The organism is Streptomyces sp. SID14515 (assembly GCF_010548505.1).
Taxonomy (GTDB): Bacteria; Actinomycetota; Actinomycetes; order Streptomycetales; family Streptomycetaceae; genus Streptomyces; species Streptomyces caviscabies.
Window position 1 is genome coordinate 37,953 of the sequence record NZ_JAAGMH010000016.1, and the last position, 26,557, is coordinate 64,509.

Annotated in this window: 23 protein-coding genes; 6 read left to right on the forward strand and 17 right to left on the reverse strand. The window is 71.0% G+C overall.

Going from position 1 to position 26,557, the window contains the following annotated elements; translation table 11 throughout:
• Window positions 1–100: 100 nt before the first annotated feature.
• From manD to G3I54_RS02320, 9 genes are all read right to left on the reverse strand, one after another.
• Complete coding sequence (gene manD / locus G3I54_RS02280) at window positions 101–1,315, reverse strand: D-mannonate dehydratase ManD (RefSeq protein ID WP_164610524.1); 1,215 nt, start codon at window positions 1,313–1,315, stop codon at window positions 101–103.
• A gap of 50 nt (window positions 1,316–1,365) precedes the next feature.
• Complete coding sequence (locus G3I54_RS02285; protein WP_164610526.1) at window positions 1,366–2,211, reverse strand: carbohydrate ABC transporter permease; 846 nt, start codon at window positions 2,209–2,211, stop codon at window positions 1,366–1,368.
• Window positions 2,208–3,197, reverse strand: a complete 990-nt coding sequence (locus G3I54_RS02290; protein ID WP_164610528.1) for a sugar ABC transporter permease — start codon at window positions 3,195–3,197, stop codon at window positions 2,208–2,210. Before G3I54_RS02290 ends, G3I54_RS02285 begins: the two co-directional genes overlap by 4 nt.
• Window positions 3,197–4,516 (reverse strand): sugar ABC transporter substrate-binding protein, encoded by a 1,320-nt coding sequence (locus G3I54_RS02295; RefSeq protein WP_164610531.1) that lies wholly within the window; start codon window positions 4,514–4,516, stop codon window positions 3,197–3,199. The genes G3I54_RS02290 and G3I54_RS02295 overlap by 1 nt, the downstream gene beginning before the upstream one ends.
• A gap of 213 nt (window positions 4,517–4,729) precedes the next feature.
• Entirely contained in the window at window positions 4,730–5,548 is an 819-nt protein-coding gene (locus G3I54_RS02300) for a FadR/GntR family transcriptional regulator (RefSeq protein WP_164610533.1), read from the reverse strand.
• Window positions 5,549–5,656: 108 nt separating this feature from the next.
• Window positions 5,657–6,271: a TetR/AcrR family transcriptional regulator gene (locus tag G3I54_RS02305; protein WP_164610535.1), complete on the reverse strand. Its 615-nt coding sequence runs from the start codon at window positions 6,269–6,271 to the stop codon at window positions 5,657–5,659.
• Window positions 6,272–6,400: 129 nt separating this feature from the next.
• Window positions 6,401–7,999 (reverse strand): succinic semialdehyde dehydrogenase, encoded by a 1,599-nt coding sequence (locus G3I54_RS02310; protein ID WP_164610537.1) that lies wholly within the window; start codon window positions 7,997–7,999, stop codon window positions 6,401–6,403.
• 86 nt (window positions 8,000–8,085) lie between these two features.
• On the reverse strand, window positions 8,086–9,012 hold the full coding sequence (locus tag G3I54_RS02315; protein ID WP_164610539.1) for an acetoacetate decarboxylase family protein: 927 nt from the start codon (window positions 9,010–9,012) through the stop codon (window positions 8,086–8,088).
• A gap of 74 nt (window positions 9,013–9,086) precedes the next feature.
• The gene (locus G3I54_RS02320) at window positions 9,087–10,337 is read right to left on the reverse strand and encodes an NADH:flavin oxidoreductase/NADH oxidase family protein (protein ID WP_164610541.1); all 1,251 of its coding nucleotides are present in this window, start codon (window positions 10,335–10,337) and stop codon (window positions 9,087–9,089) included.
• 308 nt (window positions 10,338–10,645) lie between these two features.
• On the opposite strand from G3I54_RS02320, the gene G3I54_RS02325 reads away from it, so the two are divergent.
• Together G3I54_RS02325 and G3I54_RS02330 are read left to right on the forward strand one after the other, a co-directional pair.
• Window positions 10,646–11,614, forward strand: a complete 969-nt coding sequence (locus tag G3I54_RS02325; RefSeq protein WP_164610543.1) for an NAD(P)H-quinone oxidoreductase — start codon at window positions 10,646–10,648, stop codon at window positions 11,612–11,614.
• A gap of 167 nt (window positions 11,615–11,781) precedes the next feature.
• Window positions 11,782–12,756: an alpha/beta hydrolase gene (locus G3I54_RS02330; protein ID WP_164610545.1), complete on the forward strand. Its 975-nt coding sequence runs from the start codon at window positions 11,782–11,784 to the stop codon at window positions 12,754–12,756.
• Window positions 12,757–12,843: 87 nt separating this feature from the next.
• Here the strand turns inward: G3I54_RS02330 and G3I54_RS02335 are convergent, their stop codons facing one another.
• From G3I54_RS02335 to G3I54_RS02345, 3 genes are read right to left on the reverse strand one after another with little or no spacing between them, the layout of a single operon-like run.
• A complete protein-coding gene (locus G3I54_RS02335) occupies window positions 12,844–16,482 on the reverse strand; it encodes a CHAT domain-containing protein (RefSeq protein ID WP_164610547.1) in 3,639 nt (1,212 codons plus the stop codon).
• Between the two features lie 3 nt (window positions 16,483–16,485).
• Window positions 16,486–16,632, reverse strand: a complete 147-nt coding sequence (locus G3I54_RS02340; RefSeq protein WP_164610476.1) for a hypothetical protein — start codon at window positions 16,630–16,632, stop codon at window positions 16,486–16,488.
• Complete coding sequence (locus G3I54_RS02345) at window positions 16,632–17,267, reverse strand: DUF6338 family protein (RefSeq protein ID WP_343240252.1); 636 nt, start codon at window positions 17,265–17,267, stop codon at window positions 16,632–16,634. Before G3I54_RS02345 ends, G3I54_RS02340 begins: the two co-directional genes overlap by 1 nt.
• Window positions 17,268–17,526: 259 nt before the next feature.
• On the opposite strand from G3I54_RS02345, the gene G3I54_RS02350 reads away from it, so the two are divergent.
• A complete protein-coding gene (locus G3I54_RS02350) occupies window positions 17,527–18,723 on the forward strand; it encodes an aromatic ring-hydroxylating dioxygenase subunit alpha (protein ID WP_164610551.1) in 1,197 nt (398 codons plus the stop codon).
• A gap of 36 nt (window positions 18,724–18,759) precedes the next feature.
• On the opposite strand, the gene G3I54_RS02355 is transcribed toward G3I54_RS02350, so the two are convergent.
• The 3 genes from G3I54_RS02355 to G3I54_RS02360 all read right to left on the reverse strand — a co-directional run bounded on the left by G3I54_RS02355 (window position 18,760) and on the right by G3I54_RS02360 (window position 21,578).
• The gene (locus tag G3I54_RS02355; RefSeq protein WP_164610553.1) at window positions 18,760–20,349 is read right to left on the reverse strand and encodes a hypothetical protein; all 1,590 of its coding nucleotides are present in this window, start codon (window positions 20,347–20,349) and stop codon (window positions 18,760–18,762) included.
• A gap of 337 nt (window positions 20,350–20,686) precedes the next feature.
• The gene (locus G3I54_RS38825; protein ID WP_203685421.1) at window positions 20,687–20,833 is read right to left on the reverse strand and encodes a hypothetical protein; all 147 of its coding nucleotides are present in this window, start codon (window positions 20,831–20,833) and stop codon (window positions 20,687–20,689) included.
• Between the two features lie 223 nt (window positions 20,834–21,056).
• A complete protein-coding gene (locus G3I54_RS02360; protein ID WP_164610555.1) occupies window positions 21,057–21,578 on the reverse strand; it encodes a hypothetical protein in 522 nt (173 codons plus the stop codon).
• A 377-nt stretch (window positions 21,579–21,955) separates the two neighbouring features.
• Between G3I54_RS02360 and G3I54_RS02365 the strand changes: the two genes are divergently transcribed.
• The 3 genes from G3I54_RS02365 to G3I54_RS02375 all read left to right on the forward strand — a co-directional run bounded on the left by G3I54_RS02365 (window position 21,956) and on the right by G3I54_RS02375 (window position 23,625).
• Complete coding sequence (locus tag G3I54_RS02365; protein ID WP_164610557.1) at window positions 21,956–22,528, forward strand: hypothetical protein; 573 nt, start codon at window positions 21,956–21,958, stop codon at window positions 22,526–22,528.
• 254 nt (window positions 22,529–22,782) lie between these two features.
• Window positions 22,783–23,208, forward strand: coding sequence for an aspartate 1-decarboxylase (panD, locus tag G3I54_RS02370; protein ID WP_164610559.1), 426 nt, complete (start codon window positions 22,783–22,785; stop codon window positions 23,206–23,208).
• Window positions 23,209–23,271: 63 nt separating this feature from the next.
• Window positions 23,272–23,625: a GNAT family N-acetyltransferase gene (locus G3I54_RS02375; RefSeq protein WP_164610561.1), complete on the forward strand. Its 354-nt coding sequence runs from the start codon at window positions 23,272–23,274 to the stop codon at window positions 23,623–23,625.
• A 73-nt stretch (window positions 23,626–23,698) separates the two neighbouring features.
• Here G3I54_RS02375 and G3I54_RS02380 read toward each other — a convergent pair whose 3' ends face one another.
• On the reverse strand, window positions 23,699–24,469 hold the full coding sequence (locus G3I54_RS02380) for a PIG-L family deacetylase (RefSeq protein ID WP_164610563.1): 771 nt from the start codon (window positions 24,467–24,469) through the stop codon (window positions 23,699–23,701).
• 616 nt (window positions 24,470–25,085) lie between these two features.
• Window positions 25,086–26,498 carry a diaminopimelate decarboxylase gene (locus G3I54_RS02390; RefSeq protein ID WP_164610565.1) on the reverse strand — a complete coding sequence of 471 codons (1,413 nt, stop codon included), beginning with the start codon at window positions 26,496–26,498 and terminating at the stop codon, window positions 25,086–25,088.
• Window positions 26,499–26,557 lie beyond the last annotated feature (59 nt).

Below are 26,557 nucleotides of genomic sequence, written 5' to 3' on the forward strand. Positions count from 1 at the left end.
TTCCGCACGGGTCAAGGGATCGCGCAAGACTTCTTTCGGCCCATGTGGGTGCGGGGCCCGGCGCACGCCGGACCCCGCGGAACTCATGAGCGAAGGGAGCTCACCAGTCGTGCACGGTCCCGTCGTGGAGGCGGTTGACCGGCAGATACGCGGGCGCGTACGGGTGGGCGGCGGCCAGCTCCTCGTCGAGCTCTACCCCGATGCCGGGGGCCTCGCCCGGGTGCAGATACCCGTCCGTGAAGGTGTAGGCGTGCCGGAACACCGCTTCGGTGAGCGGGGTGTGGCCGGAGTACTCCTGGATGCCGAAGTTGTGCACGGCCAGGTCCAGGTGGACGGCGGCGGCCATCCCGACCGGGGAGATGTCCTCGGGGCCGTGGACGGCGCTCTTGATCTGGTACTGCGCGGCGAAGTCGAAGAGCTTGCGCAGCGGGGTGACGCCGCCGAAGTGGGTCACCGCCGAGCGCACGTAGTCGATCAACTGCTCGGTGATCAGGGCCTGGTAGTCGTACACCGTGTTGAACACCTCGCCGACCGCCAGCGGCGTGGTGGTGGACCGGCGGACCAGGCGCAGCGCCTCCTGGTTCTCGGCCGGGGTGCAGTCCTCCAGCCAGAACGGCCGGTAGGGCTCCAGGTCCTTGCCGAGCCGGGCGGCCTGGATCGGGGTGAGCCGGTGGTGGGCGTCGTGGAGCAGCGGCAGTTCGGCGCCGAACTCCGCGCGTACGGCCTCGAAGACGGCCGGCGTGTGGCGCAGATACGCCGCGGTGTCCCAGTCCTCCACCAGCGGGCGGGCCTGCTGGTGCAGGACCGGCGCCCCGGTGTCGTCGGTGGCCGACACCCCGTACACCGCTTTGAGTCCGGGGATGCCGGACTGGATGCGGACGGCGGGATAGCCCTCGGCGAGCCGGGCCCGTACGGAGTCGAGCAGCTCGGGTATGTCCCGGCCGTTGGCATGACCGTACGTACCGATCCGCTCCCGGCTCGCGCCGCCCAGCAATTGGTACAGCGGCAGCCCGGCGGCCTTCGCCTTGATGTCCCACAGCGCGACGTCCACGGCGGCGATGGCGGCCATCGTCACCGGACCGCGCCGCCAGTACGCGCCCCGGTACAGCGACTGCCAGGTGTCCTCGATGCGATGCGGGTCGAGGCCGGTCAGCAGCGGGGCGACATGGTCGGTGAGATAGCTGACGACGGCCAGCTCCCGCCCGTTCAGGGTCGCGTCGCCGAGGCCGGTGAGCCCTTCGTCGGTCGTCAGCTTCAGGGTGACGAAGTTGCGGCCGGGGCTGGTGACGACGACCTTCGCGTCGACGATCTTCATGCGTGTGCGCTCTTTCCGCAGGTGGGGTTCGGAGGTCGGGGGAGCGGTGCTCAGCCCTTGGTGGCGCCGGACGTCAGCCCGGCCACCAGGTACTTCTGGCCGAGGACGGCGGCGAGGACGACGGGCACGGTGATGAGGGATGCGGCGGCCATCAGACCGCCCCAGTCGGTGCTCGCGTAGGAGATGAAGTTGAACAGGGTGACCGGCACGGTCTGGGTCCGGTCGTCGGAGAAGACCAGCGCGAACATGAAGTTGTTCCAGCTGAAGACGAAGGCCAGCAGCGAGGCGGTCGCGGTGCCCGGGGCCGCGAGCGGCAGAGAGATCCGCCAGAACGCGCCGAAGGCGCTCAGCCCGTCGGTGCGCGCGGCCTCCTCCAGCTCGACCGGCAGACCGGCGAAGAAGCTGATCATGATCCACATGATCAGCGGGACCGAGACGAACATATGGCTGAGGACCAGCACCGTGTAGGAGCCGACCAGGCCCATCTGCGCGAACAGGTAGTACCAGGGAACCAGCAGCGAGATCGCCGGGACGATGCGCGCCACGAGGATCACGGAGCCGGTGCGGTGCATGGAGAACCGCCCCACCGCCCACGCCGCCGGGACGGCGATCACGGCGGAGAGCACCGTCGAAACCACCCCGACCAGCAGGGAGTTGCCCATCGAGCGCACGATCTGGCCGGCCTCGACGACGGCGCGGAAGTTGTCCAGCGTGGGGGTGAACCACAGCCCGACCGAAGGGTCCGTGACCTGCACATTGGTCTTGAAGGCCGCGGCGAACATCCACACGAGCGGCAGGGCGAAGACGAGCGTCACGACCGTGATGGCGATGCCGCGCAGCCACGAGCCGTACGGCCGCCGGGGCCTGGGCCGGGCGGGGGAGAGGGTGGCACTCATGCGTTCTTCCTTCCGCCCCGGCGGCGCAGCAGCACCACGACACCGATGATGAACAGCGTGAACAGGACCAGGACGGCGGCGGCCAGGCCGTACTCCTGGTAGTCGAAGGTGAGCCCGTAGGCGTAGACGTTGAGGGTCTCCACCTCGAAGTCCGAGCCGCCGCCCGCGCCCTTGGTGGCGTAGAGGATGTCGAAGGTCTTCAGCGCGTCGACGGCGCGCAGCACCAGCGCGGTGGCGAGCGTCGGCCCGAGCATCGGCAGGACGACGTACCGGAAGCGCTGCCAGGCGTTCGCCCCGTCGACCAGGGCGGCTTCCTCGGGCTCCTCGGGAAGCGTGGTGAGCCCGGCGAGCAGCAGCAGCGTCATCATCGGCGTCCACTGCCAGACATCGATGAGCATCAGCGTCGGCAGCGACTGCCCGACCGAGCCGAGGAACTCCTGCCGCGGTACGCCGACCGCTTCGAGCAGGTGGTTGGCGATGCCGTTGGTGGGGTCGAGGATCAGCAGCCACAGGATGCCGATGGCGACCGGCGTGGCGAGCAGCGGAACGATGAGCACGGTACGCACCCAGCGCATCCCCCGGAACGGCTTGCGCATCAGCATCGCCAGCGCGAGCCCGAGCACCGTCTCCAGCACCACCGCGCCCACGGTGAAGACCAGGGTGCGGCGGGCGGCGGGCCAGAACCGGCGGGTGTCGCCCAGCGCGTCGGTGAAGTTGCGCAGACCGACGTGGGCGCTGTCGGCGTTGACCGCCCCGAAGGCGTCGGTGAGGCTGAGATTCAGCGTGAAGACCAGCGGGAAGACGATCATCAGGCCGACGAAGAGCACGGCCGGGGCGAGCATCGCCCACTTGAGCCGTCGGTTGGCCTGCTCGAAGGTCCGCTGCCGCCGCCCGGCCTCCGGCGGCGCCGGGCGTGACGTTCGGACGGCGGAGCCCCGGGCGGCTTCCGCGGTCCCGGTGGCCTCGGTGGCCTCGGTGGCGGGCATCAGGACTCCTTGTGGCGGTTGTCGCGTACGAGGAAATCGGCGAACTCCGCGTCCGCGTCGCGTACGACCGGCCGGACGGATTCGCCGAGGATGCCCGCGACCAGCGGCCGGCCGACGATGTCCCGGGCCCGGCCGACCTGGAGGACCCGGGGCCGGTCGTAGCCGACACCGCGGTCCGCGTTCAGCCGCATGGCCTCGGCCAGCTCCGGCGGGAAGGCGGCCAGCGTCTTCGGGTCGGACCACACCGAGGAGCGGGCGCCGGGTATGCCCTCCGACTGGAGCGCGGCCGACATCTCGGGACCGGCCGCCCACCGGATGAACTCCCAGGCGTCGTCGCGCAGTCGGGAGAAGGTGTTGATGCCGAGACTCCAGGACGGGATGTTGTGCGGCCTGGCCCCGGCCGGCCCGGCGGGGAAGGGCGCGAAGCCGACGGTCTCGCGTACCCGCGACACCTTCGGGTCGAGGAAGCTGCTGTAGATCGCGTCGGCGTCGACGAAGAAGGCGGCCTTGCCCTGCGCGAAGATCGGCATCGCCTGTTCGAGGCTCATGTTGGTCGCCCCGGGCGGCCCGGAACCGGCCAGCAGCCGGCCGTAGTACTCGTACGCGGCGACGGCCTCGGCGCTGCCGATCTCGGACTTCCCGTCCACGACGAAGTCACCGCCGTACGAGTAGAGGAAGCTCGACCACTGGGACACCGCGCCGCTGCGCTGGCCCCGGCCGACGTACCCGTAGAACCCGTCCTTCCGCCGGGTCAGCTCCCGCGCGCCCGCCATCAGAGCCTCCAGGGTGCGCGGCGGCCCGCCCAGGTCCTCCACCAGGTCCTTGCGGTAGTAGAGCGCGGGGCGCTCGGTCACCACCGGGACGCTCAGCACCTTCCCGGCCGTGATCGAGGCCTCGCGCGGCGCTTCCTGGAAATCGTCCCAGGCGAACCGGGCGTCGTCGGCGACCAGGTCGCCGAGGTCGGCCAGCCAGCCGTTGTGCCCGAAGAGCAACTGCTCCTGGAGCGCGCGGACCATCATCACGTCCACATCGGTGCCCGACGCGTTGAGCTTGACGTTGTAGCTGCTGGCGAGCTGGTCGGCGGTGAGCAGCGTCATGGAGACCCGCCGCCCGATCCGCTCCTCGAACTCCGCGGTGCGGCGCTTGACCGCCTGGGACCAGACGTGGTTGATCGCCATGATCCGCAACGGTGCGTCGGCCGAGGGCGTGCCGCCCCCACCCGAACAGGCGCTCAACGCGCCCGCTCCGGCGCCCGCCGCGACCCCTGCGGCCAGCCTGCCGAAGGCGCGCCGGCTCAGGAGCTGGCTGCTCGTGGACATCCTCGTCCTCGTTTCTCTGCGGTGCGTGTGCGTTCCTACGTGCGTGCGGGACTTTGGTCCTACCTGGTCCAACTGGTAGGACCAGTTGATTCGGACGTGACCGTAACAGCAGGGAAACCTCTACGACCAGACCCTGAAGCGAAGATTCCGGTGGCTGGACGGAAGGCCGGACGGATAGCCGGACGGTTGCGCTGCCGAAGGCGGCTGGACCGGCTAGCGTCCCGGAGGCGTCCGGCGGCCCTCGGCCTGGTCGAGCAGCGTCTCGATGTGATTGCGCGCCATCGTGTCGACCTGGACGTCGAGATCGGCCCCGTACGTCCGCAGCCCCAGCATCAAGTGCTCCCGCATCCGCGCGCAGGCGAGGTCCACGTCCCGCGCCTCGACCGCCTCGAAGATCTCCGGATGGTGCGGCACACCGGGTTCGCCGATCGAGGGATCCGAGTTCGAGCGGAGCATCATCTCGAACATCATCCCGCCGATCGAGGACAGCATGATCCTCAGCACCGGGTTCTTGCTGGCCACGGCGATGGCGTCGTGGAAGTCCATGTCCGCCTGGGCTTTTACGACGACGTCGGTCGCCGACTCCAGGGCGTCCCGGGCGGCCCGCATCGCCGCGATGTCCTCGTCCGTGGCCCGCTCGGTCGCCAGCCGGACCATCTCGACCTCCAGCGGGATCCGCGCCTCGATGAGCTGCCGGACGGTGGGCCGGCCCGCCCGGTACAGCGCGTCGTACCCCCGGGCCTGCCCGGAGGACTGCTCGCGGACGAAGGAGCCGCGCCCCGGGGCGACTTCGATCAGATGCTGGGCCTCCAGCCGCCGCAACACCTCGCGCACGACGTTCCGGCTGGCGCCGAACTGGGCGGCGAGCTCCCGCTCGGAGGGGAGCTTCGTCCCGACGGCGATCGTGCCGGAACGAATGTCGTGCTCCAGCTCACGGGCGATGCGCTCCGTCAGGAGCCCGCGCCGGGCGGGGTCCACGACCGGACCCGGCCGCGCGGAATCCGACGGGGACGAGGGGACGGACGGCTGCATGATCGCAGCGTACAGGCCGATGAACCGTTCACCCCCGGCACGTCCTGAAGGCTCGGGGCCACTCCGCTTCCGGTCGCGCGGCATCGGATTCTGTGGGTCCTCCAGCCCCTAGGCCGCCGGCCGGGCCGCTCCCGCGGTACGGGACATCGCCGGGGACACGGTGAACAGTGCGTGGACGGCGGAGTTGACCTGGGCGGCGACGATCTCGGGCGTGGAGCTGTCGAGTTTCCCGTCGAGGTGCAGGAACGCGAGGCCGTGGACGAGGGCCCAGACCGTGGTCGACAGCGCCTCCGCGTCCACGTCGGGGAACGTGGCGCCGACGATGGTGCGGACGTACTGCGAGATGGCCTCGGTCGCGGCGACCCGTTCTTCGCTGGTGGGGTCGCAGGGCTCCGCGAACATCGCCCGGAACAGGGCCGGGTGCTCCAGTGCGAACCGTACGTAGGCCACGGCGACCGAGGCGAGTTCGTCGGGGGTCGAAGGCGCGGGATGGGCCTGCGTGAGGTGACCGGCGAGCTCGCGGTAGCCTTCGGCGGCCACCGCGGAGACCAGGGCCTCGCGGTCGGCGTAGTGGCGGTAGGGGGCCGTTGCCGACACCCCGGCGCGCCGGGCTACCGCGCGCAGCGAGAGGCCGGCGCTGCCGTCCTCCTCTAGGAGTTCGCGTGCGGCTCGAAGGCAGGCGGCGCGTAGGTCGCCGTGGTGGTACGTGCTGGTCCGAGGCATGCGCCATGCTCCCTTATGTTTACAATGTTCACATCTCCTCCCTGATGTGAACGATGTATACATCGTAGGTGATCGAAAAGGAAGAGGAAAGCGGGACGGCCCACGAGTGGTTCTCGTCACCGCTCTCCTTCAGCGGGCGCCGACCGTCTTGAGGACCTTGAGTGCTCGGGTCAGGAGAGCGGCCCAGGTCTCCGGGCTGATGCCGGCGGGCGGGGTGAAGCCCTGGATGCGCTGGTGAGCGATGGTCTGGGGTTCGGTGTACTTGAGGATGCCGTCGGCGCCGTGGCGGCGGCCGAGACCGGAGTCGCCCATGCCGCCCATCGGGGCGTCGACGCTTCCCCACGCGGCGGCGAAGGCCTCGTTGACGTTGACGGTTCCGGCGTGCACGCGGGCGGCGACGGCGCGGCCCCGGGCTCCGTTGCGGGACCACACGCTGGCGTTGAGGCCGTAGGAGGTGGCGTTGGCCTGGGTGATGGCCTCCTCGACATCCCGGTAGGCGTAGATCGAGACGACCGGGCCGAAGGTCTCGTGGTCGTACAGGGTCATGTCCGGGGTGACGTCGGCGAGGATGGTCGGCTCGTAGAAGAGCGGGCCGAGGTCGGGGCGCGCCGTGCCGCCGGCGAGGACGGTGGCGCCCTTGGCGACCGCGTCGTCCACGTGCTCCGTGACGGTCTTGAGCTGGGCGGGGGTGGTGAGGCTGCCGACGTCCATGCTGTAGTCGTACGCGGCGCCGATCCTGAGCTTCCGCGCCCGGGCGGTGAACGCCGCGACGAACTCGTCGCGGATGGACTCGGCGACGTACAGGCGCTCGATGGAGACGCACAGCTGACCGGCGGAGGGGAAGCAGGCGGCGACGGCGCCTTCCGCCGCCTTCTCGATGTCGGCGTCGGCGAGGACGATCATGGGGTTCTTGCCGCCGAGTTCGAGGGAGGCGCCGATGAGGCGCCGGCCCGCGTCCGCGGCGATCCTGCGACCGCTGGCGGTGGAGCCGGTGAACATCATGTAGTCGGCGTTGTCCATCAGCGGGCCGCCGATGGAGCTGCCGCGGCCGATGACCATCTGCCACACGCCCCGGGGGAGCCCGGCCTCGTACATGAGGTCCATGGACCACAGGGCGGTGAGCGCGGTCTGGGTGTCGGGCTTCTGGACGACGGCGTTGCCGGCCATCAGCGCGGCGATGGTGTCGCTCGCGGCCATGCTGAGGGGGTAGTTCCAGGGCGAGATGACAGTGACGACGCCCTTGGGGTGACGCAGTTCGGTGGTGTGGGTGAGCAGGGGGATCGCTCCGCGGCGGCGCTTAGGGCTCAGGTACTTGGCGGCGTTGCGGGCGTAGTAGCGCGAGACGATGCCGATGTCGACGACCTCCAGGAACGCGTCGCGGCGGGTCTTGCCGTTCTCGGTCTGCATCAGGTCCAGGGCCTCGTCCTGACGGGCCAGGACGAGATCGTGGTAGCGCAGCATGATCTTCTTGCGCTCGCTCAGGGGCGTGGTGGCCCACGCCTTCTGCGCGATCCGGGCGCGGGCGAACGCGGCCTCGACGTCTTTCGGTGTCGAGACCGGGAAGTCGGCCAGGGGGATGCCGGTGTAGGGGGCGCTGGTGGTGACCCGTGCGGCGTCCGGCGCGGCGGAGACCTGCGCGGTCAGCCGCCTGAGCAGCGCCGGAGTGATGGACGCGGGCAGGACCGCGGCGCGGGCGGTGGTGGGGCGGGTCGCGGATTCGGTGGCCATGGCGGGGCTCCTTGCTTGCTTGTTCCGGTGACTACGTGGTCCGGCGCTTGCTTGTTCCGGTGATCAGGCGGTCCGGCGTGGGACGCCTATGTGTTCCGGCGTGGGACGGAGGTGGGGACCGGCATGTGCAGGGCGAGCTGGCCTTCGGTCATCACGTCGAACTGGAGGGTCCTCTTCGGCTTGAGCGAACGCAGGTCGTCCGCCATGCGCCCCTCGCCGACCTGGAGGTCGATACCGCCCCTGCCGCGCGTCGTACCGGCGTTCAGCACGTTGGTCTGGCTGAGGGTGGAGTGCCAGGCGCCGTTGATCGACGTGTACGAGGTGAGGGAGGCGACGCGCTTTCCACTGGGGTGGGCGGTCTGCTTCGGTGTGGCCGCCGAGAGCGCCAGGTCGACCCCGCCGGCGTCGTTGGCCACACGGGCGGTCGTCCGGTCGTGGTTGATGTCGACGTCGAGGCCGGTGACCCACTTGGGGAAGCCGTAACCGTCGTGGCCGCGGACCTGAGCGATCTCCGTGCTCACGGGCAGGGACAGCACATAGGAGTCGAGGTGCTCGTTCTTCAGGCCGGAGACGAGGTCGAAGAAGCCGAGCCCGCCGTGCCGGGCCGGCTTCACGGCGATACCGACGGCGGCCTCGGTGTAGAAGTCGATGTCGCACACGTCGTAGCGGAAGAACATCACCGAGACCAGCCCGAGGCCGGGGGCGAGCTCCAGCGGCGCCAGCTCCTCGGGCAGCCGGGCCCGGATCGCGCGGGACGGCGCGAGCATCGTCAGACGGGCGGTCGAGACGGTGTAGTAGAAGTTCGGGGTGAGGGTGGGACCGATGGGCGAGTCGACCTTGATCTTGGGTAGCTGCCGGAAGAAGTCCACGCCGCTGACGCGCGGGTCGCGGGCGATCGCGTCGAGGTCGGGGTCCATCCGGTACCGGTCGTACAGACCGCCCTTGGGGACCGGGATCTCGTGGCCTCCCAGATCGACCGTGACGGTGTCCTTGTCCTTCTGTGCGGAAGACATGGTGTGCGTTCCTTTCGTGGTGGCGGTGCAGGACCGGCCGTAGAGGTGTTCGGTGTGCGCGCTGCCGGCAACGGTCAACGGCGGGGCGATCCGCTGTTCTTCGACAGCCAGGCGCGGTAGCGGCGCAGGGCGGCGCGCTGCTTGCGCTGCTCGGAGATCAGGGCGAGCGCCGGGTGGGTGCCGGGCCTGGGGTTGCTGCCGCGGGAGAGTCGGCGCATCTGGTGGCGGACCTGGGCCATGCCGGCGGCGGACGCGAGCGCCTTGTCGGACCAGTTCACCGGACGTATGCGGCGGTCGGCCTCGCCGCTCCGGCGCCAGCGGTCGGACAGGTCGGGGGTGACGGCGAGTGCGGTGCCCATGCCGATGACCGCCACACCGCTGTCCAGGACCCTTTCCGCGGTTTCGCGCCGGGTGATGCCGCCGGTGAGCATCAGGGGGATCGGGCTGGTGGTGACCAGGTCCTTGGCCAGGTCCAGGAAGTACGCCTCGCGGGCCTGGGTGCGGGTGTCGGTGGACCGGCCGGTCATGGCCGGGCTCTCGTAGCTGCCGCCGGAGAGTTCGACCAGGTCGACGCCGAGGGGTTCGAGCATCTCGATGACCTGGCGGGCGTCCTCGGAGTCGAATCCGCCGCGCTGGAAGTCGGCGGAGTTGAGCTTGACCGCGACCGCGAATGACGGTGAGACGGCGGCCCGCACGGCGTTGACGATGTCGAGCAGCATCCGGGCGCGATTCTCGAGCGATCCGCCCCACCGGTCGGTGCGCTTGTTGACCAGAGGGGAAAGGAACTGCGACAGCAGATAGCCGTGCGCGGCGTGGATCTCGACGCCGTCGAAGCCGGCCCGTTCCGCGCGGTGTGCGGTCACCGCGTACCGGGTCACGGTCTCCTCGATCTGCTGCGCGGTCATGGCGGTGGGGCGGCCGAACCGGCTGCTGTGCTTGCCCAGGCTGACGCCGATGTCGGACGGACCCCATACGACGCCGGGCATGTCGGAGGCGACCTGGCGGCCGGGGTGGTTGATCTGCATCCACAGCGCACCGCCGCCGGACTTGGCCGCCTCGGCCCACTTGTTGAACGGCTCGAGCGGTGCGTTCTCGTCGAGGACGACACCTGCGGGACCGGTCAGCGCCTCGGCGTGGACCATGACATTGCCGGTGATCAGCAGCCCGGTACCACCTGCCGCCCACCGCCGGTACAGCGTGAACAGCTGCTCGTCGGGCAGCTGGCCGTCGCCGGCCATGTTCTCCTCCATCGCCGCCTTCGCGATCCGGTTCTTGAGTACCTGTCCGGAGCGCAGATGCAGTGGCGAGAACAGCTCGCTGGTCATGTCGATTCTCTCTTCCGTCTCGATCTCCTGTGATGTGTGCAGCACTCACATTAGGGCAAGAATGTAATCGCCGTAAACATCGAGTGGTGTGGGGTGCGTCGCACCGGGAGGTATCCGCGGGTGTTGGTCGAGGTCGATCCGGACGGGTTCGACGCGGCGTTCTGTCCTGGTGGGCATGGCTGTGCGGTCATCGCGCCGCGCGTGGTCGCCCGGTCCGAGGTGGCGCGTCGGGGCGAACGCTCAATGTTGACGGTGCATACTCTCGGGCGTAATGTGTGTTCTGTAAACATCCTGAGAAGGGAAGTGTCATGAAGGCTGTGTCGATCAAGGAGCCGGGCGGTCCCGAGGTTCTGGAGTGGGTCGAGGTCGAGGACCCCGAGCCCGCTCCCGGCGAGGTGGTCATCGATGTGGTGGCCAGTGCCGTGAACCGGGCCGATGTCATGCAGCGGATGGGCCTGTACCCGTTGCAGCCGGGCACCTCGCCCTATCCGGGACTTGAGGTCTCGGGGCGTATCGCCGTCCTCGGTGAGGGTGTCACCGGATGGGAGGTGGGCGACGAGGTCTGCGCCCTGCTGACCGGGGGCGGTTACGCGCAGAAGGTCGCCGTCCCGGCCGGTCAACTGCTCACCGTCCCCAAGGGGATCGGTCTGGTGGAGGCCGCGGGCCTTCCCGAGGTCACCGCGACCGTCTGGTCCAACATCGTCATGACCGCAGGCCTGAAGGCGGGCGAGACGATCCTCGTGCACGGCGGTGCGGGCGGGGTGGGCACGATGGCGATCCAGATCGCCAAGGCGCTCGGCGCCCGTGTCGTCACCACGGTCGGCGGCTCGGAGAAGGTCGCCCGGGCGCGCGAGCTGGGTGCCGATGAGGCGATCGACTACCGTACCGAGGACTTCGCGGAGCACGGCCCCTACGACGTGATCCTTGATGTCATCGGTGGCGACTACCTCGAACGCAACGTCCGTTCGCTGTCCGCCGACGGCCGCCTGGTCGTCATCGGTCTGCAGAAGGGCCTGGCGGGCTCGCTCAACCTTGCCGAGATCGTCTTCAAGCGGGTGTCCGTGCACGGCACCACTCTGCGTACCCGGTCGAAGGAGCAGAAGGCCGAGATCGTCGCCGAGGTGCGGAAGAACGTCTGGCCCTTGATCGAGAACGGCTCCGTCCAGCTGGTCGTCGACCGGACGGTGCCCATGTCCGACGCGGCCGAAGGCCACCGCCTGATGGAGGCCGGCGGCCATGTCGGCAAGATCCTCCTCCTCGAGGACGAGAGCGCATGAGACGAGGAGAGCGCATGAGGGGAAGCCGGTTCACCGCCGGGCCCACTGCGGCATGAACGCCTGACGGGCTTCTGTGCGGGTTGCGGCGGACGAACGGGGCGCGAAGGATGGAATGGAACCCGCTCATGGAAAAGGGGCATTTCGTGTGCCTGTGACATGGAGTCGACATGACTGACCTGCCTCCTCCGATCACCCCGTACCTCGAACCCGCGGCGAAGGAGCTGTGCGAGGCCACGGACCCGCATCCGCGGATCTACGAGGTCCCCCCGGAGAAGGGCCGTGACATTCTGCTCGGCCTGCAGAGCGACCTGAGTGTGCCCCGTCCCGAGGTCGACGAGGAGTGGGTCGACGTGGACGCGGGCGAGTGGGGCACGGTCCGCACCCGGATCATCCGGCCCAAAGGAGCCACCGGACAGCTGCCGGTGGTGTTCTACATCCATGGCGCCGGCTGGGTCTTCGGCGACGACAGGACCCACGACCGCCTCTTCCGCGAACTCGCCGTCGGCGCCGGTGCGGCGGGCGTCTTTCCCGTCTACGACCGTGCGCCCGAGGCCAAGTACCCCACCCAGGTCGAGCAGAACTACGCAGTCGGCCAGTGGGTTCTGGAGCACGGCGCGGAGCACGGCCTGGACACCTCGCGGATCGCCGTCACCGGCGAATCGGTCGGCGGCTGCATGTCCGCCGTCTTCGCGCTGATGAACAAGGAGCGCGGCGGGATCGACCTCAAGGCGCAGGTCCTGCTGTACCCGGTGGCGAACGCGGACTTCGACACCCCGTCCTACCTCCAGTTCGCCGAGGGCTACTACCTCACCCGCGACGGCATGAAGTGGTTCTGGGACGCCTACACCAGCGACCCCGCCCAGCGCACCGAAGTGCACGCCTCCCCGCTCCAGGCATCCCTGGACCAGCTCCGGGGGCTACCCACCACCCTCGTCATCACCGACGAGGCGGACGTCCTGCGCGACGAGGGCGAGAGTTACGCCAACAAGCTGCGCGAGGCCGGCGTGGACGTGACCTCCGTACGGGTGGCGGGCATGGTCCACGACTTCCTCCTGCTGGACAGCCTGCGCGACACCCGTGCCGCCAACGTCGCCCGCACCCTCGCCGTCGACGCCCTCAAGGCAGCGCTGCACGACGGCTGAGGCGACGCGTCCTCAACAACGACGGCCGAGTTGCCCCATCCGTAAGTCGGCGCGTCAACAGGTCCGCGCGTCCGCAGGTCCGCGAGGTCAGGCGCCCGCGTGGACGTGCGCGGCCCACACCGACGGCAGGTTCGGATACGTCGTCCGGAGCCGCCCGACCGCACGGTGGACCGCCGCCGACGCGCACAACGTCCCGGATCGATCGGCCGTCAGCTCGCCGTAGATCTGTCGGCTGAAAGCCGGAGCCACCGCGTCGTCGACGCGCCAGAGCGTCCCGACCACCTGGGAGAAGCCGGCGATCTGAAAAGCCGCCAACGGGTGGATCGCCTCGTCGGACAGGCGCACGGCGGTACGGGCTGTGTCGCAGGCGGACAAGAACGCGAACTCCGCGTTACGCAGGCGCAGCCGGGAAAGGTCCAGCACCCGGAACGGCGCGCTGCCGTGGTCGTGCAGCGCGAGGTGGCTGTCCGAAGGATTGTCCGGGTCGCTGTATCCGTGGCAGGCGAAGTGCGCCCAGCCGCCGGCCGACAAGGCGTCGAGAACGGCGTCACGCGTAGCGTCCGCGCCGACCAGGACCGTGGCGTCGGGCACGAGAGCGGCCAGATGGTCGGCTTCGACCGCTGCGCCGGGCAGGTCCGGGGCGTCCGGAGTGTGCGGCATCGCGACCACCAGCAGCCGCGGATCGGTGCGGTCGTCACGGCGGCCTGCGCGGGCATGTCCCAGTGCGCGGACCGTCGGCGTCGTCGAGGAGACGACGCGGTCGAGGAGTGTGGGTCCGCCGTCGCGGTGGTGACCCGCCGCATGCAGGGGGAGCAGGCTGAGCGCCCCGACCGGGGCCCACCAGATCCTCGGCCACGGACCGTCCGCCGCCGGTTTCGCCGTCAGCCCCAGTTCGCCGAGCACCGGGCCCGCGACGGTGTCCCACAGCCAGCCGAGCGTGTCGTGGATCGTCTGCTCGGCGGCCATCCGCCCCTCCGCGAACGCGGAGTGCAGAGCGCGTACGCGGTGGCCCACGGCCTGCTCGCTCAGCCCGTCCAGCCGGAGCGACCGGACCCCGTCCGCAGTGAGGATCAGCGCGTCGCACCGGTGCCGACTGACATTGACGTACACGATCGGGCCCTCGTGCGCCTGCGCCGTGAGGTCGGTGAGCAGTGGGGGCCGCAGGAACCGCTCCATCCCGGGCAGCGCGCGGATACGGTCGGTCACCGCGTCGAGCTCGTCGGCGAGGGCCACGCGGTCGCTCGTGGTGTCGGTCTCGAACTCCGCGGTGAGCGTCCGGAAGCGTTCGGCCAACTCGGGTGCCAGCTCGCGCAGATCGGAAAGATCGCCGCGGCTGTCGAGCGCCTGGGCGGCCAGCACGCAGCGCCCGGATTCGAGGAGGGTCACCGCGCTCACCTCGTCACCGGCGGCCAGCGCGCACGCGGCCGCGTCGGCGGCGACCCCGGCGAACCGGCCGAGCCAGTACTGGGCGTCCTCGCGGTCCAGGCGGCGTCCGGCGAGCCGGGGCAGCAGCCGGACCGCGGCGGCGTACCCCTCGGCGGCGACGTCGAACTGCCCGGCCTCGGCGGCCAGATCACCCCACCGGCCCGCCCCTTCCGCCCGGCTCTCCGCCGGCGATCCGGTGGACGCCGCGGCCTCCCGGTAGCAGCCGAGCGCCTCGGTCAGCGCGTCGTCGTCGCCGAGGTGCCGGAAACCGAGCGCCAGGACGTTGGCGACGCTGATCAGGAGGCCCGCCCGGGAGTAGGCGTCCTGCTCCGGCCTCCGCGCCACACTCCGGGCCAGGGCGACCGCCTCGGCGAGGACCTGCGAGTCCAGCGGGTTCGGCGAGCCCGGCGGTTCGGGTGAGTTCAGCGGCTTCGCCAAGTCCGGCGGCGTCGGCGAACCCGGCGGCCCCGGCGGATCTTGTCGCGCGATGGCGTGGGCGGAGTGGCCGGTGGGAGCGGCGGGGGCGATGGGGTTCGTGCACCAGTCGGCGAGCGCGGTGGCCAGGCTCGCGATGTACCCGGGCCGGTGCGGGCTGTCCTCCGGAGTCGCGGCCACGGACGCGCGACGCGCGGTGATCGCGTCCCGCAACGCGTTCCGGTCGCCGAACCTGTTGTACGCCATCCCCAGCACACCGCCGAGATTGGCCAGCCGCCCCGCCCGCTCCGGGTCGTCGTCCGCCGTCACATCAACGGCCGCGCGGTGCGCGGCGATCGCCTCGTCGAGCACGCTCGCCCCGCCCGTCCTGGTGAACCGGTCGGACAGCATGGCGCCGAGGTTGGAGAGCCGCTGGGCCTGCCCGGCGACCAGGTTCGCGCCGAGGCGGACGGACTCCCGCGCGTGGTCGACCGCCTCCGACAGCACCCGCAGCTCGCCGGTCACCCGGAACCGGTTGTGCAGCACGACGGCGAGGATCCCGAGCGAACGCGGGTGGTCACCCTGCCCGGCCGTGGCCGTGGCCTCGGCGGTACGGCGGGCGACATCGATCGCGTCCATGACATGGGCCAGGTCTCCGGTCGCGCGGAACCACGCGTTCAGGTTGACGGCGAGGTTGCCCAGGAACTGGACCCGCAGCGGATGGCCGACCGGTGTGCAGGCGACCGCCTCCCGCTCGACGGCGACGGCCTCCGCGAGCGCGGCGCGGTCCCCCAACTCCTCGCCGCGGGTGGCCAGCGCCGTGGCGAAGTGGTCCAGCCGTGTGCACCGGCGAGGGTGCCCGGCGGGCGTCCCCGCCGCCATCATGCGCCCGAGCTCGATCGCCCGGTCGAGCAAGGCCGGGTCCCGGGTCCGCTGGAACTCGGCGGCGTACCGGCCGATCATTTCGGCTTCGCCGTCGGCGTGTTCCCAGCCGCCGGTCCATTCCGGGGGCTCGCCGGTGAGCGCGGCCCAGTCCCGTTCCGTGGCCGTCAGCTCGTCGAGGTTCCGCGAGTGCCGCGGATGGGTGACCGGGGTGTTGGCCGCCAGCGTCCGCCGGACGCGGAGCAGTTCGGCCAGATCGTCACGCACTCCGCGAGCCCGGTAGCGGTCGTCGAGAAGGTACGCGAGGAGCCTCAGCCGTTCGAGCACGTCGGGCGACCCGGCCGGGGTCGACTCCACCGCTCGCCGGGCGGCGTCGACGGCTTCCTCCACGACCTCCGTGTCTCCGGTGCCACGGGACCAGTCGCGCAGGACGACGCCGAGGAAGTGCAGACTCCTGGCGGTGAGCACGTCATCGGGGGAGCATTCGACGGCGGCCCGTGCGTGCTCGACGGCTTCCGCCAGAGGGGCGAGGTCTTTCGTCACGGTGAACTCGGTCCGCAGCGCGACGACGAGGTTGCCCAGGTAGAACGCCTTCTTCGGGGACGGTTCCTCGTCGACGGCCGTCCGGCTCCAGTCCACCGCGTCGGCCAGGGTCTCGCGGTCCTGGTTCTGCTGGAACGCGGTGTGCAGCAGCATGCCGATGTTGTTGGCGTAACTCGCCGAATCCGCCGGGCTTTCGTACGCCAGGAGGTACGCCTCCGTGACGTTCTCAACGGCTTCCTGGAGGAACGCGAAGTCGCCGGTCTGGTGGTAGCGGGTCTGCAGCAGGCCCCCGAGATCGGACAGCACCGAGCGGCGCTCGGCGACGTCCTCGGCGAGCTCGGCCGGCACGGCACGGCCGAGCTCGATCGCCTTCTCGACCGACTCGGGGTCCGGGCTGTGCCGGGCCACGCGGAACGCCTCCCGGAACCGCGCGGCCAGGTCGTCCGCGGGTTCGCCGGTCATCCGTCAGTCCTCGTCGCCGTTCGAGGTCCCGGCCGGTCCGCCGGGCGCCTCGTCCGGTTCGGCGACCTCGCGTTTCGGGGTGTAGCCGCGCCCCTCCTCCGCCTCCAGCAGTGCCGCCTCTTCGGGCGAGAGCTCGGGTTCGTACGCCATCACCGCTCCTCATCCGGCACGGTCGCCGGCTCTCCTGCTTCGACGAACTCCAGTACGTCGAAGTCTTCCGCCCGCAGTTGCAGGCCCGCCGTCCCGTGCACGCGCACGCCGAAGGACCCGTCGGCACCCATCACACGTGCCGATTCGAGGTACAGCTCGGCCGGGTGGGGATACGAGGAGGCGTACGACCGGTGGCCGTACCAGCCGCCCGCCCAGTTGCCGTCCTTGAGTCGTACGCGTACGAAGCACGGTTCGCGGTCGCGGAACGCGTGGTCCCAGGCGCTGGGCGTGCGCAGGAACCGAGCCTTGCGGCGCTGCCGATCCACCAAGGAAACGGCGACGGCCGCTGCGGCCGGTACGACGAGGAACAGCATCAGGGCGACGAAGCCGACCGTCCGCGGCCGCTCCACGAAACCGTCCCAGCCGCCGCCGCTGCCGGCGCCCCGCGCCAGGCGAACCAGCGCGGGCCCCGCCACCACGGCGTACAGGGCGTCCAGCGCGATCGACGCGACGATCGCCCTCAGCACCCGCTCACCCAGATCACGTTCACCGGGCACCGGCCCGCGACGGCGCTCCCGGATGAACTGGTAGGTGACCCCGGGCAGCACCAGAAGGACGAGCAGAGCGAGCTGCACGACAGTCGCAGGCGCCTGCACCTGGCCACCCCCCCCCATGCCTCACGGACTCCGTTCGATCACGCTACTGGCTCGCGTACTCCACGATCGGCGGAACAGCCCTTTCCGCACCGAGGGCCGCTTCGGGCCGGAGCGGGGGCGAGCCATATCCGGGGACGCACGCCGAGCGCGGAAAGCACCCGTCCGGGCGTCCAGGGCGGGCGCACGTCCTTGGGCTGCGGCCAGGATGGAGAGCGTTGCCCACGTACGAGGGAGAGGCATGACCGAGAACGGGTCGGACACGAGCGCACGCGGTAGGCCCCGGGAGCGCGGGAATCCACTGTCCGGCCTGCCCGACCTGCGGCGGTTCGGGGCGAATCCGGACTTCTGGTACCCGGTCGCACTGTCACGGAGCGTGCGCGGCGGGCGCGTGGTCGCGACCGCGTTCGCCGGGCAGCGCATCGCGCTCTTCCGTAGTCGGAGCGGTGCCGTCCACGGGCTGGAGGACCGGTGCGCCCACCGGCAGGTGCCGCTGAGCATGGGCGTCGTGGACGGCGAGACGCTCCGCTGCTGCTATCACGCCTGGGCCTACCGCGGCGACGGCCGCATCTCGCAGATCCCGTACCTGTCCAAGGGCGACGGCCGACCGCCACGCGGCGTGCGCGCCTACCCGGTCCGCGAGGCGTACGGCCTGATCTTCGTCTTCCCGGGCGACCCGGAGAAGGCGGCGGTCACCGGGCTCCCCGAGCTTCCTGACTTCGCCTCACCGCGGTACAGAACCATGACCTTCTCGCGGACCGTGCGCTGCCACTACTCGTTCATGCACGAGAACCTGCTCGACATGAACCACCAGTTCCTCCACCGCGGCGTGGTCGGCAAACTCCAGCCTCAACTGCTGGGGTACGAGAGCGGCCCACGTTCGGTGGAGGCCCGCTACCTCTTCACGCACACCGGGGGCAAACGCAACCGCAGTGCCCGCATGCTCGCCGCCGAGGGCATCGGCGGCCAGTCCTCCAGCGACGTCATGACCATCCGCACCGAGTACCCCTACCAGACGCTGGACCTGGTCCCGGAGAAGGCCGACCGCCCGGCATTGCGGCTCTGGGCCGCGTACGTACCCGAGGACGCCGAGCAACGCAGGTGCCACGCCTACGGCCTGCTCATGATCGAGAAGCCGAGAATTCCCGCCGCCCTGCATGTGGCCTGGCCGTTCATCCGGCATTTCACCGAACGGGTCTTCGCGGAGGACCGCATGGCCGTCGAAGCCGAACAGCGAGCCTGGGACGAGCAGGGCGAGGACCGTAACCACGAGGTCTTCCCCCTGATCCTGGACGTCCGCGACGTGCTGCGCGCCAACGGCGTCCCTCTCGGCCCCCGCGCTGCCGCCGACACCGGCACTCCGGCGTGCGACGGCCGGGCGTGCGACGACCTGGCGCCCCGTACCGATCCCGGATCGGGCCATGTCGGCGCCAGGTGAGAAGCCGGATCCGCAGCGGCGCGGGAAGTCCTGGGATCACGGCCTCGGCCTCGGCCCAACCAGCAGGCCGCCCGTCCTGAGCAGTCGGCGGATGGTGTCCGGCCCCAGCGCCGCGTTCGCTGCCGCATGGTGGGCCGACTCCTCGTCGTCGAGGAGGACCGCCAGCCGTGACCGCGGAAGATTCGGGTGGCGTGTCGCCGCAGCCCGCACGGTATGTACCGGGTCCTGAGTGAGCCGCTCCACGGTTGTCGGATCAGTGTCGGGATCGCGCGCGGCCAAGGCCCGGACCTCAGGGTCCTCGTGGCCGGCGAAGGCGGCCAGTCCGTCGGTCGGGAAGTTCGGCCGGGTGGTGAGGTGACCGCGCTCCGGGCCGGTGTATTCGAGGAAGCTGCGCAGCAGAAGTGACGGGGAGGCGTCCGGATGGTTCTGGGCCAGCAGGACGCGTACGCCCAGGTCGCCGTCGGCGGACAGGCGTGCGACGAGGCTCGGTGGCAGCAGGTGGTCCTTGGCTGCCTGCCGGCGCAGCATCGGGTGGTTGGAGAGTGCGTTGCGGCGCACCGTCTCGGGATCGCGGGGCGCCTCGGGGGCAGGGCAGAAGACGAAGGGCTGGTCCTGGGGGACCTGGTAGTCGATCCGGTCGCGTTCCTCCTCGCTCAGCGCGGGGTGGAGGGACACGGCCAGCCGTACGTCGGGGTGGGGATCGGTCATGAGCGTGCGGCGCTCGGCGGGGCCCAGGTCCGCGCGGTGTGCGATGTGCGTGCGCACGTCCGGGTCCGGATCGGCGACGAGTGCGCGGCGCTCGGCGGGCCGGAGGTCTGCGCGTTGCGCGATGCGGCCTCGTATCTCCGGATCCGAGTCGGCGGCCAGGAGAACCACCACGTCGGGCGGGAGCGTGGGGTTGACGGCGATCATCGCCTTGTCCTCCTTGCCGACGGGCCTGGTGAGGACGCTGTCCACCACAGCTCTGGTGAGGGGGCGGTGGAGCAGCAGGTCGGTGCGGGCGTGGCACGGCCGGTCAGGGAGTGCGCTCTCCACCCACGCCGGATCCTGACAGCGCGCATGCCGCTGAGCGGTCTCCCGGACCTTGCTGTCGGGGTCCGCGAGGAGAGCGGCCCGCATGTCCGCGGAGAGTGAAGCCCAGCCGCCGACCCCCCAGAGGCGGACCTTCGCGACCGGATGGGTGGGCATGGCTCGGCGCAGTGTGGCGGAGATCTGCTGGTGGAAGGAACCGCCCAGGAGATCGTCGTCGTACGTGCTGATCATGTGAACGACGGCGTCGTCGGGCAGGGGATCGGGCCGGGCGGGGGCGGCCACCCGTGGCCCCTCGGCCAGGTGGGCGCGGACGAGCCACTCGGGATCATCCAGCAGGCGAACGCGCTGCGCCGGATCTGCATGGGGGTTACGGGCGAAGAAGCTGCGGGTGCGGGGGTCGGGGTGCTCGATCACCGCGTCCACGACGGCATCGGGCAGAGCCCGGTCCCGGCACAGCACCATCCGAGCGGCAAGCGGTGCGTCGGAGAGCAGCCGCAGGAGGATGCTCTCGGGTACGGACGGGTTGAGAGCCAGCCCGGCGAGCCGGCGGGTGGGGAGATCGGCGTCCGCCCAGATCTGTTCAGGCGTAGGCATGCCTGGTGCCCCCTCTAGGTGTCAACCGGCCTACGAACACGTGATCCACGACCCTATCCACCTGGCACGGCGCCAGGCCGAGCGTGGGGCAGAGCCGCCCGGACGGTCGCGCGTCGACGAGGCGGGCTCTCCGCGTACGACGCGGATGCTCACCTCACGCGGACGCGGTCAGCGCCGACCGTAGTTGCCGAGGTGAGCACCGAAGCCAGGAGCACAGGCGGCCTGCGTACCTCTGCCTGCTCTGTCCACGTGGCAGGACCGAACGTGACGGTCGAGTCGGCGCACGGTCCGGCGGGTGACGCAGGTAGGTCCTTCGGGTCGAGCGGAAACGCCGATGTCACCGGCGTCCGCGCAGCCGGCCGAACAGACTGCGAGCCTGGGCGCGCTTGCGCGGGTCGGCCGCGGCACGTCGGGCCGAGGTGATCGTCCGTCGCCCCTGGGGGCTGCGGGTGAACTGCGTGAGACGAGCGATCAGTCCGGACATGATTTCTCCTTCGGAGTGGTGTGCCGTTCACCTACCCCGCATAGACGCAAGGATGTTCGGGCGTCGTACGGAGCCGGTCCACCGGTCGTAGTCATGGCTGTTGTCCGGGTGCCGTCCCCGCGAGCGCGGGAAGCGATACGCGGGGACGGGCAGTTCCTGGAGTAGCGCATGGAGACCGCCGTCCGGCCTCCATGGGGTCGCCGCGCTCCGTCCATGCCTCCGGTCACGGCCTTTCCGCCGACCGTTGGGTCGTCCTCCAGCGTGGGGCGTGGTCATCAGGGACGTCCGGAGACGCGAAGTGGAAGGGCACGCGGAGGTGGCCGGCGAGCGCCCGGCCGGCCTGGGCGGCGGCAACACCAGGGGGTGGGCCGTCAGATCGGTGGTAGACGGTAGCCAGGTGGCCCTCCCCGTCCGGGGCGTCCAGAACCGCGACCAGGAGTACGAACCAGTCGTGCACGGTATCGCCGTCCCAGAGCGCCTCCACCGCCGCCACACGTCCTGGGAGAGCCGCGGCGCGGGCTGCGAGCGAGGAGAGGTCCAGCGGGTCGGGCGGCGTGCGCCGCACACGGTCGCCCAGGGCCTCGTATCGCGCGTGGACCACCAGCTCGGCTTCGTACAGGCCAACCCCCAGCGGGCGCAGCGCCTCCCAGACGGATTTGACCGCTGACAGCCGGCGGTCGCGCAGCACGTCGGCATCGACCTCTCGGCAGGTCCGTTCTTCCAGGTAGGCCCACCAGCCGCTCACTGGGCCACCGGCCGGGATCTCGGGGCGCGCGTCATAGGTCCGAACGTACGCCAGGGCTCGGTGTCCGCCCCGGCCGCCCTCGATGTCCTCGCCTCCGTTTCATCCGGCATCGACCCCGACACTTCGACCTCGACCATGACGGACGCTGGGTGCACATGGGCCTTCTGCCAGTCGTACCTACGGCCAGGGGCAACCCAACAGTGTCAGCCGTTGTCTCCGGTACGGGTATTTCCTGCCCGGCGGCCGAAGAACTGGGGCAGGGTCGGAGTGCACCCCCGCACGGGCATATGCCAACCCGAAGAGCGGGGTAGGGATGCTCGTCCGGAGTGTCCGGGCGGTCATGGTGCAGCAGCGAGTGAGAGGCGGGCAGGGGACTCATGTGGTCAACCGAGGAGTTCGGGGCGTCCCACGAGGGGCAGCCCGGAGTCGTGCTGGCGGACGGCGTCGAGCCGGGGCCGGTCTTCTTCGATACGGGCAGCGGATCGCACGTGCACCAGAGCACGTCCTGGTGGGTCTACGACGGGTCTCTCCGGTCGCCGGTCGCGGCGCAGCTGCGCGGCGCGTGCTCCTGCGGCTGGCGTGGCGAGAGCCTCTACCCGATCGACTGGGACGACGTCGACCGCCGAGAGCCCTACGCCTACGACACCACAGGTCCGCAGGACGACTGGGCCCGGCACATCGCCGAGGTCGAAGCGGGGACCGTCCCGTTGCCCGACGACGTCGCCGAGCTACTCGGCCAGGTCCAGGCGCGGCTCGACACGCTCGCGGAAGTCGCCCCGCTCGCCGCGCTCCGGGCCGTCGCCGCACTGGAAAGAGCCACGCACCGCGCCGGCCGGATGGCTGCCAACCTCGCGGCCGCTGACGACGCGACAGGAGAGCAGGTCGGCCCCGCCCTGGGCATCGCCCCGGACAAGGCCCGCTCCCTCCTCACGCACTACGGCCTGCGCTGAGTCGATGGGCGGGTCGTTGGGGCCGCGGGCAGCTTGGAGAGCGGCTTCGTCGACGCGTTCGTACCGCTCCAGGGATGCGTCGATGCGCGAGCAGGCAAACCGTCGGCCAAGCGTCAGGGAAGTCGGCGAGTGGTCAGCATGGGTCCTGAAAACCCCGGGGAACGCTGCCCGGACATGCGACTCGTTGTAGGGTGAGCAAACAGCCTTTGACCTGCAATAACGCAGGCAGGGAGCCTATGACCGGGAGTACCTCGATGATACGTACCCTCTTCAAGTCCAAGATCCACCGGGCCACCGTCACCCAGGCCGACCTGCACTATGTCGGTTCCGTGACGATCGACGCCGCTCTGATGGAGGCCGCCGACCTGCTGCCCGGCGAGCTGGTCCATATCGTTGACATCGACAACGGCGCCCGCCTGGAGACGTACGTCATCGAGGGCGAGCGCGGCTCCGGTGTCATCGGGATCAACGGCGCGGCCGCACACCTCGTGCACCCCGGTGACCTGGTCATCCTGATCAGCTACGCGCAGGTCGACGATGCCGAGGCCCGTGCCTTCGTGCCGCGGGTCGTGCACGTGGACGCGGACAACCGGATCGTGGCGCTCGGCGACGACGCCTCGGCGCCGGTTCCCGGGAGCCGTACGGAGCGGAGCCCGCAGGCCGTCGTCCCGGGCAGCTGAGGTCGCCGTCCGCGCCTCCGAGCGAGCGCGGCGTACGCGGCCACGAACGAGAGAGCAGGAGCCATGGCGGAGAACGCGGCAGTGGAGATCAGGGACGACCGGGAGCACGGCAACCTCGTGGCGTACGAGGACGGCAAGTCGGCCGGGACCATCGCGTACTTCGTCATGGACCCGGCTCCTGGCGCGCTCGTGGCCGTGCACACCGTCGTCCGGCCCGAACACGAGGGCAAGGGCATCGCGGGCGCGCTCGTGAGGGAGTTCTACGCCATGGCCGCCCGCGAGGGCGTCCCCGTCGTGCCGCTGTGCCCGTACGCGGCGAAGTGGGCGCAACGCCACCCCGACGAGGCGCCCGAGGTGCCGGGCGAGCTCGTCCAGGAGGCGAAGCGGCAGCTCAGGAGCCACCCCGAGCTGTTCTGAGACCTGAGACCTGAGACTTGAGTGCTGAGTGCTGAGTGCTGAGTGCTGATACCTACGTGCGCCGCGCTCGCCGTCAGACGCTCAGCTCCGTGGCGGACCCGCTCCGGGGTGCGAGGTCCTGGCGGATGTACCACTCGGTGCCCAGCACCTCCCGCTGAACCGCCGGAGGCAGAGCGGCGATCCGGCCCGGTGCCGCTCCTCGTTCCACCTCGCTGCGGTGTGCGAGGATCGCGGCCAGTTTCCGCGGAAGCCAGGGGCCGACATCGACGGTCGTGGTGATCCACGCGTCCTCCGAGCAGTACAGCGCGTCGCCCGGGATGTCCGGCCGGGCCAGCCGTCCGCCCACCGGAACGGCCGCCGAGCGGGGATGCGTGGCGAGGTAGAGCGCGCTCGGCTGCCAGGGCTCACCGGCTCGTGGACCGTAGCGGGGGAGTCCGGCGGCCCGGACCGCCAGCGCGGTGATCCGGTGGGCGTGTACATGGTCCGGGTGGCCGGTCATGCCTCCGTAGGCGTCCACCGTGATCACGACCTCCGGCCGGACGTCACGGATATGGCCGACCACCGCCTCCACGGCTTCGTCCAGCGGCGCGTCGAGGAACCGGGGCCTTCCCGGGGCCGACTCCGGTACGCGGGCGTCCGCGTAACCGAGCAGCCGCGGGGCGCCCGCGCCCAGGGCGTCGAGGGCCCTGGCGAGCTCGGCGGCCCGGTGGGTGCCCTGCGCCCAGGTCGCCGTGACCACCGCCGTGCGGGCGCCGGCCGCCGCGTGCTGGGCCAGCACGCCTCCGCAGAACAAGGACTCGTCGTCCGGATGGGCGTGGACAGCGAGGACGCTCGGCAGAGGCATGGGACGCCTTTCGTGTCGATGGTGCCGGTCGTGGATCCCGGACGGGGCCGGGAGCCCTGCCGGAGTCCTGCCCACTCCGGCCGGCCGGCACCCGGTCGCACGCACCGCTGTCGCCAGGCGCATGTGTGGACTCGGCAGGCGCGGGCAGCCGCACCGGGAGACGGTGGAGGAAAGCTCCATCTGTCCTTTTCGTGCCGTTGTGGAGGATCGCGATGACCCACCCGTACCCCGACCCCGTACCGCCCTCGCCGACGCCTCCGCCCGTACCGGGCCCGCCCACTCCGGTGCCCAGTCCGCCGCCCGTGCCGCCGGGGCCCGGGCCCGTTCCGCCCGGCCCCGCGCCCGACCCGATCCCGCAGCCGCCGGCGCCGGGCCCCGACCCCGTACCGGATCCGGAACCCGAGCCCCAGCCCGCCGGGACGTGACCCGGGGGCCGGTGCCGGCGACGGTGCCAGCCTCGGTGGCGATGGGCTGCCCGGCGCTCCTCGGCCCGCCTCGGTGTGGCCCAGGAGCGCCGGGGCATCGGGGCATCGGGGCATCGGGGTGCCGGGTGGCTGCACGTTCCGGTCATCCGACCCGGTCATCCGCCCTGTTCAGTCCCGGCTGTTCGCGCCGGTCAGTCGCTCCGCTCGACCAGCGCGTTTGCGTGCGCGAGGCCGCTCTCCGCCGCGATGGCGTCCATCGACTGCGCGTCCCGCACTGTCGCGAACGTCACCGCCGCCCTGTCGCGCCCCGCCCCGCCGTGCCCCGAGCCCGGCCCGGAGCCGCCCTCCGCCCCCGCCCCCACCCGGAATCCGTACACCGCCGGCCGCGGCAGGCTGTTGTACGCCCACGGGGTGGAGAAGTAGTACGCCCCCGTGTCGTACAGCACCACCACATCGTCCTGGGCCAGCTCCGGCAGCTCCCTGCCGTACGCCACCACGTCCCCCGCGAAGCAGCACGGTCCCGCGATGTCCTGCGGCAGCACCGGGCCGCCCTTCGGCACGCCGTCCGGGCCGAAGGCCCCGATCCGCAGCGGCCAGGAGTCGGGCATCAGGACGGTACGGGTGGCGGTCTGCGCTCCCGCGTGGGTGAGCGCGATACGGCGGCCTCCGGCGTCCTTCGTGTACTCCACCCGGGCCCCGATGAACCCGTTCTTCGCCAGCAGCGACCGGCCGAACTCCGTGACCAGCGCATAGCGCCCGGAGAAGAGACCGGGGGCGGCCGCCGTCAGGGCCGCCACGTAGTCCGCGTAGGTGGGGTGCACGGTCTCGTCGGCGAAGTTGACCGGGAGCCCGCCGCCGATGTCCAGACTGGTGACCTGCCGGACGCCCAGCGTCGCGTTGATCTCCTCGGCCAGTTCGTACGTCTGCGCCACCCCGGCCGCGATCAGCTCCAACGGGCAGCCCTGGGAGCCCACATGGGCATGCAGGCGCGTCAGCCACGGCCGTTCCCGGAAAGCCTCCACGATCGCCTCGCGGACCCCCGGGTCGCGCAGCGCCACCCCGAACTTCGAAGTGTCCGTCGCCGTGCTCATCGCCCCGATCGCGCCACCGCCCACCTGGGGGTTGACCCGCAGCCCGAGCACCGATGCGGTGCCCGGGTTCCGGAGGGCGTCGATGCGGCGCAGTTCGTCGAGGCTGTCGGCGTTGACGGCCACGCCGAGGGCGAGCGCCAGCCGGATCTCCTCGCGGGTCTTGGCGGGGGAGTCCAGGACGACCCGGGAGGCGGGGAACCCGGCCTCCAGGGCCAGCCGCAGTTCACCCGGGCTGGCCACCTCGCAGCCCATGCCGCAGTCGGCGAGCAGCCGCAGCACCGGGATGAGGGAACAGGCCTTGGCCGCGAAGGTGTGCAGCACCTCGGGCGTGCCGGCGAAGGCGTCGTGCAGGGTTCCGACCGAGGCGCGCACCCCCTCCGTGTCGATGAATCCGGCGACCGGGCCGCCCTCGCCCAGCAACCCCTGCTGGACGGCCGCCCGGACGACGGCGTCGAAGCGGGCGGAGGCCGGTGCCGTGCCGTCCTCGTGGTGTGCGGAAGTCGTCTGCGTCATACGGCCAGAGTCCCTGATGGCTGCCCCCAGGTCTGCCAGGTCTGCGACGTCTGCCAGGT